Origin of the sequence: Streptomyces sp. NPDC047130, assembly GCF_040643475.1 — a bacterium.
GTDB lineage: Bacteria > Actinomycetota > Actinomycetes > Streptomycetales > Streptomycetaceae > Streptomyces.
Window position 1 is genome coordinate 209,637 of sequence record NZ_JBEYUK010000002.1, and the last position, 13,580, is coordinate 223,216.

8 protein-coding genes are annotated in these 13,580 nt (G+C 73.9%); 5 read left to right on the forward strand and 3 right to left on the reverse strand.

All coding sequences use genetic code 11. The annotated features are described in order from the left end of the window. Window positions 1–220: 220 nt before the first annotated feature. The 5 genes from ABZ836_RS03485 (at window position 221) to ABZ836_RS03505 (ending at window position 4,767) form a co-directional block, all read left to right on the forward strand. Window positions 221–895: a winged helix-turn-helix domain-containing protein gene (locus ABZ836_RS03485; protein ID WP_361138834.1), complete on the forward strand. Its 675-nt coding sequence runs from the start codon at window positions 221–223 to the stop codon at window positions 893–895. A gap of 52 nt (window positions 896–947) precedes the next feature. Continuing rightward, on the forward strand, window positions 948–1,478 hold the full coding sequence (locus ABZ836_RS03490; RefSeq protein WP_361138838.1) for a tetratricopeptide repeat protein: 531 nt from the start codon (window positions 948–950) through the stop codon (window positions 1,476–1,478). 47 nt (window positions 1,479–1,525) lie between these two features. Then, complete coding sequence (locus ABZ836_RS03495; protein WP_361139337.1) at window positions 1,526–3,475, forward strand: hypothetical protein; 1,950 nt, start codon at window positions 1,526–1,528, stop codon at window positions 3,473–3,475. Window positions 3,476–3,560: 85 nt separating this feature from the next. Then, entirely contained in the window at window positions 3,561–4,256 is a 696-nt protein-coding gene (locus ABZ836_RS03500) for a TetR/AcrR family transcriptional regulator (RefSeq protein ID WP_356135264.1), read from the forward strand. 142 nt (window positions 4,257–4,398) lie between these two features. Further along, on the forward strand, window positions 4,399–4,767 hold the full coding sequence (locus ABZ836_RS03505) for a DUF4190 domain-containing protein (RefSeq protein WP_356135266.1): 369 nt from the start codon (window positions 4,399–4,401) through the stop codon (window positions 4,765–4,767). An 87-nt stretch (window positions 4,768–4,854) separates the two neighbouring features. On the opposite strand, the gene pulA is transcribed toward ABZ836_RS03505, so the two are convergent. The 3 genes from pulA to ABZ836_RS03520 all read right to left on the reverse strand — a co-directional run bounded on the left by pulA (window position 4,855) and on the right by ABZ836_RS03520 (window position 13,580). Next, a complete protein-coding gene (gene pulA, locus ABZ836_RS03510; RefSeq protein ID WP_361139340.1) occupies window positions 4,855–10,269 on the reverse strand; it encodes a pullulanase-type alpha-1,6-glucosidase in 5,415 nt (1,804 codons plus the stop codon). A gap of 649 nt (window positions 10,270–10,918) precedes the next feature. Next, window positions 10,919–12,610 (reverse strand): glycoside hydrolase family 13 protein, encoded by a 1,692-nt coding sequence (locus ABZ836_RS03515; RefSeq protein WP_361138842.1) that lies wholly within the window; start codon window positions 12,608–12,610, stop codon window positions 10,919–10,921. Window positions 12,611–12,674: 64 nt separating this feature from the next. Further along, window positions 12,675–13,580, reverse strand: a complete 906-nt coding sequence (locus tag ABZ836_RS03520; RefSeq protein WP_356135268.1) for an ABC transporter permease subunit — start codon at window positions 13,578–13,580, stop codon at window positions 12,675–12,677.

The window sequence follows — 13,580 nt, forward strand, 5'->3', positions numbered from 1 at the left end:
TCAACGGCATCGGAGGTGTGGCATGACAGGTCGGTTCGACCTCGAGCCCTTCTGGCCGTCGCGTCAGCACCACGACTTCGACCGGGTGTGTCGCCGCGCGACCTGCGCGCCGGCCCGCTGACGTTCCCTTTCCCCTGAGGCCCTCCGGCCTCGTCGGCCTAGCCGCCGCGCGTGATCCACGTCCCGTCCGACGTCCTTCCGCGCGAAAGAGCTGATTGCCATGGCGACCACGCATGCCTCCGACCTCCACGTCCCCGCCCCGCACGCCTCCGTGCCGCACGTCCCCACCGCGCACGCGTCCGTCCCGCACCTCGCCGACCCCGCCGGACGCCGCCGTCTGCGGGCGGTCGCCCCGGGGGCCACGGCCGCCTCCACCGCCGCGGCCGCCGTCGAGCAGGTCCTGCCGCCGGGGGCCACCTGGCTGCCCGCTCCCCCGCAGGCGGTGCCCGCGCTGCCGGGTCAGCCGCCGATGGTGGGCTACCTGGTGCTGGTCCCCGCCGACCGGCAGCCGCCGTTCCTGCGCGACGCGGCAGCCGCCGGGTTCGCCGCCCCGCACGACGCGGCCACCGCGAGCACGCCGCCCGGGGCCGCGCCCGCGGACGGCGACCTGATCCGGGTGGACGTGCCGCGGCGGACCGCCGAGGTCGACGGGCAACCGCTGGACCTCACCTACCTGGAGTTCGAGCTCCTGGCCCACCTGGTCGCGCACCCCCACCGGGTGCACACCCGGGACCAGCTGGTGGCCACCGTCTGGGGCTACGGCCACGTCGGCGACGGCCGCACCGTCGACGTCCACATCGCCCGGCTCCGCCGCAAGCTGGGCGCCGAGTACCGGCAGTCGATCCGGACGGTCCGGCGGGTCGGCTACAAGTACACCCCTCCGCAGGCGCGTTGACCTGCCGAAAAGGACCTCCGACGGCGGTCCGGTCCATGGCGGGGTCATCGTCATGGACCGGACCACCGCGGACACGCGGGGGAGCGAGCCGGACGGGGACGAACGCGTCACGGCCGTCTGGGCGAGGCCCGGCGCGCATCCGCCGGCCGAGGAGGGCGCCGAGCGGTTCCGGGCGCTGATCGGCGCCCTGGCCGACGAGCTGCCGGGCGGCCATCCGTACGGACTGTTCGAGCGCGCGTGCGCCTGGGACTCGACCGGACGTTCCGGTCTCGCCGTTCCGCTCTACCGGTGGGCGTCGGACGGCGGACCCGACGGCCACAAGGGCCGCCGCGCCCGCGTCCAGCCGGCCGGCTCACCGCGGAACCTGGGCCGGGCCGAGGAGGGCATCCCCCTGCTCGCACCCGAAGTCACCTCCGAGACGGAGGAGTTGGACGACGCGGTCCGGTGCGTCCTGGCGCCGTGCCCCTCCCCGCTCGGGCGGGACCGGGCGGGCCTGCCCCCGGTGCTCGAGGCGGTGGCCGCCCATCTGCCGCGCCACCGGCGGTCGATGGCCGGCTACGCCCGCGCGCTGCGCGACCGATAAGGGGCAACTCTCCCACCAACGGGTGACCAACGCTCGATTCGCTCGTTCTGCTGAACGTGCAGCCACAGCATGTCGCCTCCCGTCCGCCCGCCCGCAAGGCCCGCCCGCACCGCACCGGCGGGGGCCTCGACGTCGAACAGGCCGAGGCCGCGCTCGTCGAGCACTACCCACGGCTGGTCCGGCTCGCGTACCTGCTGCTGCCGGCCGACCTGGACCGGGGCCGGCGGGTCCTCGTCGCGCACGCCGTCACCCAGCGCGCCCTGCCCAAGGGCAGGACGCCGCCGTCGGTGATCCCCGCCCAGGCGCAGGGCCGGGAGGGCGACCCGGGGTACGCGGTGGTCCGCATGCGCATCGTGCGGGCCGCGCTGGAGGCCGGGGGGAAGCGGCGCCTGCTGCCCCGGCTCTCGCAGCTCCCGCCGCTGCTCCCCCAGGTCTGGGGGCTGCGGCTGTTCCCCCGCTCGGGCGGCGCGGGCGAGCTGGCGCTGGAGCAACGCCTGTCCGCCCTCTCCCCGGCGGGCCGTGCCGCGTACGTGCTGCGCGGGCTGGAGCGGCTGCCGGACGACGAGGTCCGGGAGGTCCTGGAGTCGGCGGGCGTGGAGAACCCGTACACGGCGGTCCGCGAGGCGGACAAGGTGCCGGTGCAGTACACGCTGCTGGACTCCCCCGAGTTCGACCCCTGCGCGCTCCAGGCCCGGCCGACCGACCTGATGCGCCGCCGTCAGCACACCAAGGCCGCGCTGGCCGCGGCGGCGGCGGCAGCCGTCTGCGCCGCCCTGGTGCTGATGCCCGGGGAGGGCTGGGGGCCGGACGGCGCGGCCGCCCCGCCCTACGCCAGCAACCCGGCGGCGCGGGCCGCCCTGGATCCGGGCGAACTCACCCGCGTCGCGCCCGGCGCGTGGAAGACCTCGGCCCGTCTGGACTTCTCGGCCTGGCCCGCGCGGGGCGCCCTGGCCGACGACGAGCCGCTGCTGCGCCGCGCGCTGGCCGTCTGGGCGCGTCCGGGGCGGACGGTGCAGGTCTCGGCGACCACCGGCACTCCCTCCGGCGGCCCCGCGGGGCCGCCGCAGCTGCTGTACGCCGGCGAGGTCGACGGCGCCCGCGTGGTGCTCCTCCACGACGGGCTGCGGATCGTCCGGTACGCGGAGCCGGCCACCGGCACCACCGGCGCGGCCCTGGACTTCGCCCGGGTGGACGGCGCCTCGGACGTCACGGCGGGCGCCGTGGTGGTGGGCCGCTCCGACGGCAACGTCCGCTACCTGCTGGCTCCGTGGGTCACCGGGGCGGCCGGCCGGGACCTGCTGGGCACCGGGGAGGGAGCGCGCAAGGAGCCGCTGGACATCGGCCCGGACGGGGTGACCTCGCCGCTGGCCGGCCCGGTGCAGCAGCAGCCCGGGGCCTGCACGGCGTGGAACGCCCTGGAACTCACCGGGGACGGCGGCCGGCGGATGGTCACCGACCTGGGCGAGCTCACCCCGGCCGCGCTGACCGTGGGCGACCCCGGCTCGGCCCCCGCCGACTTCGGCCCGAAGTCGCGGGAGGCCTGGCGGCCTCTGGTCTGCTCGCTGACCGGTATGCGCGGGCAGGGCGTCCGCTCGGTGAACGCCTGGCGGTTCGCCCAGCAGCCGCTGCCGGACGGGACCGGGACGGCGGCCTGGGTGTGCACGCGCTCGGAGACCTGGCGCGGCCGGGGCACGCAGGCGCTGGCCCACTTCCGCCCGCCGGGCGTCGAGGCGGCGGCGGTCACCGCGAAGGGCACGGACGTCACGGACTGCGGGGCGCGGGACCCGCAGGTGGTGGCGGGCGTGCTCTGGAAGGCGTCGAGCGGCGCCTGGCACCTGCTGGCGGCGGGCGGCCCGCGGACGGCGTCGCTCACGGCCTCCGGCGGGGTCCGCGCCGAGGCGCGGGGGCGCTTCCTCAGCGCCCCCGCCGAGCAGGGGGCGCGCGCCGACCTCGAGGCGACCCTTTCCGACGGCCGGACGGTCGACGGACTCGGCTGATGCGGCCCGCAGGGCTCGGGACGGGCGGCCGGCGGGTGGTCGTCGCCGTCCTGACCCCGGCCAGGGCCCCGGCTAAGGTGTTCGTATGACGACCGGGGTACGCCGCAGGATGGGGGTCGAGGAGCGGCGGCAGCAGTTGATCGACGTCGCGCTCGACCTGTTCAGCCACCGTTCGCCCGACGAGGTCTCCATCGACGAGATCGCCGCCGCCGCGGGCATTTCGCGCCCCCTGGTGTACCACTACTTCCCCGGCAAGCTCAGCCTCTACGAGGCCGCCCTGAAGCTGGCCTCCCAGGAGCTGGCCGGGCGGTTCACCGAGCCCCGGGACGGGCCGCTGGGCGCCCGGCTGCTGCGGGTGACGCGCCGCTTCTTCGCCTTCGTGGACGACCACGGCCCGGGTTTCTCGGCGTTGATGCGCGGCGGGCCGGCGGTGGGTTCCTCCACCACCAACGCGCTGATAGACGGGGTGCGGCAGGTGGCCTTCGAGCAGATGCTGGCGCACCTGGAGATGGCCCCGCCGGTGTCGCCGCGGCTGGAGCTGCTGGTGCGGTCGTGGATCTCGCACGCCGAGTCGACGGCGCTGCTCTGGCTGGCCGACCGGGCGGTCCCCCGCGAGGAGCTGGAGCTGCGGCTGGTGCACGACTTCGCCGCCCTGGCGGCCGTCGCCGCGACCTCCGACCCCGAGCTGGCGGCGCTGCTGCGCGCGGTGCTGGCCCGGGAGCCGGAGGACAGTCCCTTCGTGGAGCTGATCGGCAAGCTGGTCGCGCTGGCGCCCCGATAGGCGCCGCGGGCGTCCCGGGGCATCCCGCGGGCGTCCCGGGGGCCTCCCGGGGGCGTCTCGGGAGCGGGAGGAGTCCGACAACGCTCGCGGGGCATACGGCAGTTCATACCTGTCGGATCCTCCCCAGAGATGAGTGTGCTCCATGTCCTCCTTCGACCGGCCGCTGCCGAAGAACGGTCTCGCCATCCCCGCCCTGGTGCTCGGCGTCCTGGCGGTCGTCCTCTTCTGGACGGTGCTCGGCGGCATCCTGCTCGGGGTGCTCGCGGTGGTCTTCGGCATCCTCGGCATGCGCCGGGCGCGGCGCGGCGGCGCCCCGCACGGGGGCCTGTCGATCGCGGGCGCGGTGCTGGGCGGCCTGGGGCTGATCGCGTCGCTGGTGATCGTGGTCATCGGGGCGTCCGTCGTCGGCTCGGACGAGTTCAAGAACCTCCAGGAGTGCGTGGAGCAGGCGCGGACGCAGGCGGAGATGGACCGGTGCGAGCGCGACTACGGCGACCAGGTCAACGACTGACGCGGTCCGGCCCGGACACGGCGAACGGCGGCGCCCCCCACGGGTCGTGGGGGGCGCCGCCGCCGTCGTGCCGGCCGGGGTCGGGCGTCAGGAGGCGGTGAACACCGCCACCGTCCGGGCCGGGACGGTGAAGGTGCCGTCCTCGTACGCGGCGGACCTCACCACCGGGTCGGTGCCGCCGGCCTGCTCCGGGTGGAGCCGGTAGGCGGTGTCGCCGAGGCCGCCGACGTGCTGCTCGGTCTTCCCGGGGGTGGCGTTGAAGACCACCACGAGGTCACCGAGCCGCATGGTGATCACACCGGGCGTCTCCTCCTTGCCGGACAGCGGGAAGGACAGCTGCTGCTGCACCTTCGCGGCGCTGTCCAGCGAGAACGCCTTCTCCGTGGTGCGGATCCGCAGCAGGTCGCGGTAGGCGGCGGAGGCGCTCTCGATCTGCTCGCAGCCCACCTGGAGCGACGGGTTCGTCAGCAGGGGCTTGGCGTAGTCCCACTTGGGCTCGTTGTCGGCCGCCGGGGGCAGGCCGCGCCCGAAGCCGTTGCCGGCCCGGCAGTTCCAGTGGATGGCGTTGAACCAGTCGCCGCTGTCGTAGGAGTTGCGGTCCAGCGACTTGGAGCGCAGCAGGTCGGTGCCCGCCTGGGAGAGCGCCGGTCCCTGGGAGAGGGCGGCGGTCGCCATGGCCAGGACCTGCATCCGGGCCCGGTCGCCGGCCGGGGTGCCGGCCGGCAGCTTGAAGGCGAGGGCGTCGAACAGCGACTCGTTGTCGTGCGCGTCGGCGTAGGCGAGGGCGTCGCCGGGGGCCTCGGCGTAGCCGGCGGGCGAGCCGTTGTAGTCGACCTGGGCGCCGGTGACCTCCTTGCCGGAGGTGTCGGTGAAGCGGTACCCGGCCAGGTTGCCGCTGAGTCCGACCTTGATCAGGTCCTGGTAGTGCAGCAGCCGCGCCTTCTGCTCGGCCTCGCTGCCGTTGGCGTTGGACGAGTTGGGGTCGGTGTAGAGGCCGGAGGCGAAGCCCTGGACGCCGGGGTCCTCGTCGAACGGGCCGCCGCCGCGGACGGCGTCGCGGGCCCGGTCGGAGAAGGTGGAGATGCCGGTGCCGGACATGTGCTTCTGGGTGGCCTGGACGAAGCGGGCGTCGTCGGCGATCTCGCCGAAGTTCCAGCCCTCGCCGTACAGCAGGATGTTCTTGCCGTCGACGCCGTCCTTCTCGAGGGTGAGGGCGTCCAGCGCCTTGCGGACGGCGACCATGTTGGCCTTGGGGTGGTGGCCCATCAGGTCGAAGCGGAAGCCGTCGACCTTGTACTCCTTGGCCCAGGTGACCACGGAGTCGACGACCAGCTTGCCCATCATGGCGTTCTCGGGCGCGGTGTTGGCGCAGCAGGTGGAGGTGGCCACGCTGCCGTCGGCGAGGAGCCGGTGGTAGTAGCCGGGCACGACCTTGTCGAGGACGGAGGTCGCGGCCTGGCCGCTGGCGGCGGTGTGGTTGTAGACCACGTCCATGACGACGCGCAGGCCGCTGTCGTTGAGCGACTTCACCATGCCGCGGAACTCGGTGGTCCGCTCGGTGCCGTCCGGGTCGGAGGCGTAGGAGCCCTCGGGGACGGTGTAGTGGTACGGGTCGTAGCCCCAGTTGTAGGCGTCCTTCGCCGCGGTGGCGGCGACGCACTCCTGCTGCGCGGGCGAGTCGGCGGGCAGCGACGCGAGGTCGCAGTCCGGGTTCGCCTGGTCGGCGCGGCGCTCGGGGATGGTGGCGATGTCGAAGGCGGGCAGCAGGTGGACGTGGGAGGTGCCCGCGTCGGCCAGCTTCCTCAGGTGCTGCGAGCCGTCGCTTCCGGTGTCGCCGAACGCCCGGTAGGTGCCGCGGTCGGCGGCCGGCACGGTCGGGTCCTCGACGGAGAAGTCCCGGACGTGCAGTTCCTGGATCTGCGCGTCGCGCAGCGGGACGGCCTCCGGCTTGGCCAGCTTCGACCAGCCCGCGGGGGCGAGGGAGCGGTCGCCGAGGTCGACGACCAGGCTGTGGGTGGAGTCGGCGGTCAGGGCGACCGAGTAGGGGTCGGTGACCTTGTTGACGACGGTCTTCTGCTCGGTGGGCGCGAAGACCTCCACCGCGTAGCGGTAGGGCTTGTTCCGCCAGGAGGCGGGCCCGGTCACCGACCAGACGCCGGTGGCCGCGTCGCGCCGCATGGGCACGGTGGCGCTGCCGATCTCCAGGTCGACGTCCTTGGCGGTGGGCGCCCAGACGGACAGGGTGGGCCGTCCGCGCTCGAAGACCGGGCCGAGGTCGGCCTGGGTGGCCTTCGGGTACAGGTCGTCGAGGACGCCCGCGGTCTGCACGCCGGTGGCGGCGAGGACGGCGCCGTTGGCGGCGTGCTGGGTGGCGACGACCTGGCCGCGCAGGGCGGTGCGGACGCGGTCGGCGTCGCGCGGGTCGACGGTCCAGGCGGTGCCCTTGGCGAGGTGCGGGAACGCCTTCTTCTGCTCGTCGGTGAGCTTGCCGGGGGTGAGCCGCAGCCAGGTGGCGTCGCCGGTGAGCGCGCCGTCCTTCACCGTGAGGGAGCCGTCGCGGGAGGCGAGCAGCTGGGTGGAGGCGGCGGCCGGGGAGCCGTCCCAGACGACGGTGCCGCGGTCGATCCAGACGGCCTTGGAGGTCGTCAGGTCGAGGGCGCCGGCGCTGCCCGCGGGCTGCGGGAGCAGGTACTTCTCCTGGCCGGACAGGAGCCACACCTCGTGGCCGTCGGCCTTGAGGTCGAGGGCCTGGTCGCCCGGCAGGTCCTTCTGGTCGCCCTTGTGGAGGATGTAGCTGAGGCTGGTCGCGCCCTCGGCGAGGGGGACCTCGTAGACGGCTCCGAAGGAGTCGACCTCGGTGGGCTGCACGGGGCGGGCCCAGTCGGTGGGGTCGGCGGCGCCGTTCCAGACGTGCAGGCCCCAGCCGTCGTAGTCGCCGTCGGCGCGGTGGTAGTGCAGGACGGCCTTGGAGCGGTCGGGCTCGGGGTACTCGCCGGCCGGCTTCTCGGTGCGGATCTCCTCCTTGCCCTGCTCGATCCAGATCTCGCCGGTGCGGGTGACGTCGACGGTGCGGTCGGCGGCGACGTCCTTGTTGCCGTCCTTGTCGATCACCAGGAAGCCGACGTCGGAGGCGCCGGGCTTGAGCTTGACCCAGGCGAAGGCGCCGTAGGCGTCGCGGCCGACGAAGGGGTGGCTCCCGGGCCACTCGGTGGCCTCGCCCTCGGCGATGTCGCCCCAGGCGTACAGGCCCCAGTCGTCGTAGTCGCCGTCGGCGCGCTTGTAGTGGACCAGGACGTGGTCGCGGGAGGTGGCGACGGGCTTCTCGGGCGCGGGCGGGGTGCCCGTGGTGCTCACGCCGAGGTCGCTCGCGGTGCGGCCGGCGCGGTCGACCACGACGGCCTTGTAGCGCAGGGCGGTCCCGGCGGGGACGTCCTTGCCGATGGTGTGGGTGACCCGGTAGGGGGCGTGGTCGGCGGAGCCGAGGACCTTCCACGGGCCGTTGCCGACCTGGGCGGCGAAAACGACACGGTTCAGCTGCCCGCCGTCGACGTCCGCGTCCACCGTCACGGTGCCGGTGGCGCCGGCGTCCGGGGCGGTGAGGGTGACGGCGGGCGCGGCGGACGGCTTGGGCAGCGGGGCCTTGGCCTGGAACACGACGGCGGAGCCGGCGGGGACGGTGACCGTCACCTTGCGGTCGGCGTCGCTGGTCAGGGTGGCGTCGGTGCCGTGGATGCCGCGGAAGGAGGCGTTGGCGGAGCCGGTGGCGAAGGTCGCGGACCTGGCCTCACCGGCGTTGTTGAAGGCGACCAGGTACTCGACGCCGCTCCTGGCGTCGGTGCGGGAGACGGCGTAGACGCCGGCCCCGTCGGCCGCGTAACGCTCGGTCTGCACGCCGTCGGCGAGGGCCGGGTGGGCCTTGCGCAGCTTGGCGAGAGCACTGATCTGCCGGTAGAGCGGTGCTCCGGTGTCGAAGGCGTCCTCGGCGTGGGTGCGGTCGGTGCCGAGCTGGTCGTCGTCGAGGTAGTCGGGGGTCTTCGAGGCGAACATGGTCTGGCGGGCGTCCTTGTCGCCGCCGTTGCCGGTGAAGCCCTGCTCGTCGCCGTAGTAGATCACCGGGTTGCCGCGGCCGAGGAACATCAGCTCGTTGGCCAGCTTGGCGCGGCGCAGCAGTTCGGCGTCGGTGGCGCCGGAGTCGTCGGCCTTGAGGAAGTGGCCGAAGCGGCCCATGTCGTGGTTGCCGAGGAAGGTGACCTGCTCGTAGGCGTTCGCCTTGTCGGTCGTGTACTTGTAGTCGTCGCCGTAGACCGAGGCGAGCTTCTTGGCGCTGCCGCCCTGGGAGGCGTACTGGCGCGCGGCCTCCTGGAAGGGGAAGTCGAGCGTCGAGTCGAGGCGGCCCTCGGTGACGTAGGGGGCGGTGACGGAGGTGTCGCTGGAGTACACCTCGCCGAACATGAAGAAGTCGTCCCGGCCCCGCTTGGCGGCGTAGGCGTCGAGGGCGGTGGCCCACTGGGTCCAGAACTCCATGTTGACGTGCTTCACGGTGTCGATCCGGAAGCCGTCGATGCCGAAGTCCTTCACCCAGCGCTGGTAGATCTTCTCCATGCCGGAGACGACCTCGGGACGCTCGGTCCACAGGTCGTCGAGGCCCGAGAAGTCGCCGTAGGTGGTGGACTCGCCGGCGTAGGTGGAGTCGCCGCGGTTGTGGTACATCGCCGGGTCGTTGAGCCAGGCGGGCACCTTGATGTTCTTCTTCGCCTCCGGCACCACCGGGGTGCGGGGGAAGGAGCCGGGGCCGACGGCGGGGAAGCGGTCGCGGCCCTCTGCGTGGTCGGCGTCGTCGAAGGGCTTCCCGTCCTTCGTCAGGTACGGGAAGGCGCCCTTGGAGAGGTAGGAGTAGGACTTCTCCTCGTAGTCGACGACGTCGGCGGTGTGGTTGGTGATGACGTCGAAGAAGACCTTCATGCCCTTGGCGTGGGCGGCGTCGATCAGCTTCTCCAGGTCGGCGTTGGTGCCGAAGTGCGGGTCGACCTGGGTGAAGTCGGTGATCCAGTAGCCGTGGTAGCCGGCCGAGGCCTGGTCGCCGGTGCCCTGGACGGGCTGGTTCTTGAAGATGGGCGCCATCCAGATGGCGGTGGTGCCCAGGCCCTTGATGTAGTCCAGCTTCTTGGTGAGGCCCTTGAGGTCGCCGCCCTGGTAGAAGCCCTTGTCGGCGGGGTCGAAGCCGGTGGCCGTGCGGGAGCCGGTGAGGCCGCCGCGGTCGTTGGAGGTGTCGCCGTTGGCGAAACGATCCGGCAGGACGAAGTAGAACTGGTCGCGCGTCAGGTCGTGACGGGCGGGCTGGGCGGCCAGCTTGGCGTCCGACGGGGGCGCGGGGGGCGCGGCGGCCTGGGCCGCGACGGGAGGCAGCAGGGTGGCGGCGAGCGCGGCGGCGGTGACCGCGGCGATCCGCGCCGCCCCGCCCGCGGGGCCGCGGCGGCCCGGCTTCCCTCTGCCGGCGGGCAGGGGTGCTGCTCCGGTTCTCCTGGTACTCACCACGAAGGTCCTCCTTGACGTCCGGTGAGCGGGGGGCCTGCGGCCGGCGGAGCGTGGGGGATGGCCGCGGCGGGGTGGTGGTGGTGCGGTCCGTGCGGGGTGGTGCGGTGCGGGGCTGCGGTGCGTACGGGACGCGGTGCGGGCCCCGTCGTGGTGCGGGGGCGCGCGGGGCGCGGTGCGGGGAGGTGCGAGGCCCGTAGTGGTGCGGGTGGTGCGGCCCCGGTGCGGGGTGGTGTGGGCCCGGTGCCGGGTGGTGCGGCCCCGGTGCGGGGGTCGTGCGGGCCCGGTGCGGGGGTCGTGCGGGCCCGGTGTGGGTGGTGCGGGCCCCGTCGGGGTGGGCGAGGCGCGGTGCGGGGTGACGCGGGTCCGTTGTGGTGCGCGGTGACGCGGGTCCGTTGTGGAGGGGTGCGGGGTGGGGCGCGGGGTGGTGGTGCTTCCGTGCGGGGCGGGTCCGCGCCTCTGGGGAGGGCGCCGCGACGGGTGCACGGTGCCGGCGGGCCGGCCGCGGGAGGCGGGCTCGAAGACCCTCGGCCGGCCCCCGGTCGCGGGGGCCCGGCCTCGGCCCTCCCCTCCGGGGGCCGGGAGCCGGGGCCCCGCGAACCGGGCTGCGGCTGGAGCCTCAGGCCGTGGTCCACCAGGCGGTGGTGTCGGCCGGGACGCCGGCCTGGCCGTCGGTGACGGTGATGTCGCCGGAGGCCATCAGCAGGGTGCCGGGCGCGGCGACCGTGACCGCCTCGCCGGTGGTGTTGGCGACGCAGACGAACGCGCCGCGGCGGAAGGCCAGCACGCCCTCCTGCGACGGCAGCCACTCGACGTCCTCGCCGGCGCCGAGGTCCGGCGTGGCGCGGCGCACGGCGAGGGCGGACCGGTACAGCTCCAGCGTGGAGCCGGCGACGCCGGTCTGCGCCTCGACGCTGAGCTCGCCCCAGCCCTCGGGCTGCGGGAGCCAGCTGCCGCCCTGCCCGAAGCCGTGGCTGGAGCCCTCGCGGGTCCACGGGATCGGCACCCGGCAGCCGTCGCGGAAGCCGTCCTGGCCCGCCCCGCGGAAGTAGGCGGGGTCCTGGCGCACCTCGTCGGGCAGGTCGACGACGTCCGGCAGGCCGAGCTCCTCGCCCTGGTACAGGTAGGCGGAGCCGGGCAGGGCCAGCATCAGCAGGGTGGCGGCGCGGGCGCGGCGCAGGCCGAGCTCACGGTCGCCGGCCACGCGGATCTGGGTGCCCAGGCCGGCGGGGTTGCCGAACCGGGTGGCGTGCCGGGTGACGTCGTGGTTGGAGAGCACCCAGGTCGCGGGCGCGCCCACCGGCTTCATCGCGTCCAGGGTGCGGTCGATGATGTCGCGCAGCTCGGCCGCGTCCCAGTGGCTGCTCAGGTACTGGAAGTTGAACGCCTGGTGCAGCTCGTCGGGGCGGACGTAGTGGGCCGTGCGCTCGACGGTCGGGGTCCACGCCTCGGCGACGAAGATGCGGTCGCCGCTGTACTCGTCGAGGATGCGCCGCCACTGGCGGTAGATCTCGTGGACGCCGTCCTGGTCGAAGAACGGGACGACGCCGTCGCCGAGCAGCTTGACCTGCTCGCTGCCGCCCATGTCGGGCAGGCCGGGCGCCTTGACCATGCCGTGCGCGACGTCGATGCGGAAGCCGTCGACGCCCATGTCCAGCCAGAAGCGCAGGATGGAGCGGAACTCGTCGTTGACCGCCGGGTGGTCCCAGTTGAAGTCGGGCTGCTCCGGGGCGAACAGGTGCAGGTACCACTCGCCGGGCGTGCCGTCGGGCTCGGTGACCCGGGTCCAGGCGGGGCCGCCGAAGATGGACTCCCAGTCGTTGGGCGGGAGTTCGCCGTCGGCGCCCTTGCCGGGGCGGAAGTGGTAGCGGTCGCGCAGCGGCGAGCCGGGGCCCTCGGCGAGGGCCCGCTTGAACCACTCGTGCTGGTCGGAGGAGTGGTTGGGCACCAGGTCGACGATGATCCGCAGGCCCAGTTCGTGGGCGTCGCGGATCAGGCCGTCGGCGTCCAGCAGGTTGCCGAACATCGGGTCGACGGCGCGGTAGTCGGCCACGTCGTAGCCGGCGTCGGCCTGCGGCGAGGCGTAGAAGGGGCTCAGCCACACGGCGTCCACGCCCAGGTCGCGCAGGTAGGGCAGCCGGGTGCGGATGCCGGGCAGGTCGCCCATGCCGTCACCGTTGCTGTCGGCGAAGCTGCGCGGGTAGACCTGGTAGATCACCGCGTCGCGCCACCAGTCACGGCGGTCGGCGAGCGCGGAAACGCGGGCCGGGCGGGCGGTGGGAGAAACCGAGTCGGCGGTCTGGTGACTCATGACGTCCTTGCTGTTGCCGAGGGTCGCTGTCGTGGGGGGAGGTGGGTGCCGTCGGGCGCCGCGGTCAGCCCTTGGTGCCGCCGGCGGTGAGGCCGGTGACCAGGTGCCTCTGGACCATGTAGAAGAAGGCCGAGACCGGTATCGCCACCAGGACCGCGGTGGCGGCCATCAGGTGACGCTGGGCGTCGTGCTCGCTGACGAAGCTCTGCAGGCCCACCGCGAAGGTGTACTTGGTGTCGTCGAGCATGAACGTCGAGGCGAAGGCGACCTCTCCGAAGGCGGTGATGAAGTTGTAGAACGCCGCCACCGCCAGGCCGGGCCGCGCCAGCGGCAGGATCAGCCGGACGAACGTGCCGAACGGGCTCAGTCCGTCGACGCGGCCGGCCTCGTCGATCTCGTACGGGATGGTGTCGAAGTAGCCCTTGAGCAGCCACGCCGAGTAGGGCACCGCGGTGGAGCAGTAGACCAGGATCAGGCCGCCGTAGGTGTCGATCAGCCGCAGCTCCGTGAGGATCTGGTACATCGGCACGATCAGCACGGCGATCGGGAACATCTGGGTGCACAGCAGCACCCACATCAGCTTCTTCTGCCCGGGGAAGCGCATCCGGGAGACCGCGTAGCCGGTGGAGGCCGCGATCAGCACGCCGATCACGGTGGTGCCGAGCGAGACGATCAGCGAACTCTGCAGCCAGTGGAAGAAGTTGGTCTCGGTGAGGACCTGGACGTAGTTGTCGAAGGTCGCCTTGGCGAAGATGCCGCCGGGCCGCAGGTAGTCGTCCTTGTCCGGGCCGAGCGAGAGCAGGAAGATCCAGGCGACCGGGAAGACGGCGATCAGGCTGGCGACGATCAGCACGATGTGCGAGGCGAGCCTGACCAGCGGGCGGGTCTCGCCGCGGCGGCGCACCTTGCGCCGGGCCGGGGCTGCGGCGGGGGCCGCCTCGACGGGCGTCTCGAGGGTGTTGGTAGTCAT

Coding starts and splice junctions, on each gene's coding strand:
- ABZ836_RS03485 (WP_361138834.1), top strand. CDS start 221: ATGGCGACCACGCATGCCTCCGACCTCCACGTCCCCGCCCCGCACGCC.
- ABZ836_RS03490 (WP_361138838.1), top strand. CDS start 948: ATGGACCGGACCACCGCGGACACGCGGGGGAGCGAGCCGGACGGGGAC.
- ABZ836_RS03500 (WP_356135264.1), top strand. CDS start 3,561: ATGACGACCGGGGTACGCCGCAGGATGGGGGTCGAGGAGCGGCGGCAG.
- ABZ836_RS03505 (WP_356135266.1), top strand. CDS start 4,399: ATGTCCTCCTTCGACCGGCCGCTGCCGAAGAACGGTCTCGCCATCCCC.
- ABZ836_RS03515 (WP_361138842.1), bottom strand. CDS start 12,610: ATGAGTCACCAGACCGCCGACTCGGTTTCTCCCACCGCCCGCCCGGCC.
- ABZ836_RS03520 (WP_356135268.1), bottom strand. CDS start 13,580: ATGACTACCAACACCCTCGAGACGCCCGTCGAGGCGGCCCCCGCCGCA.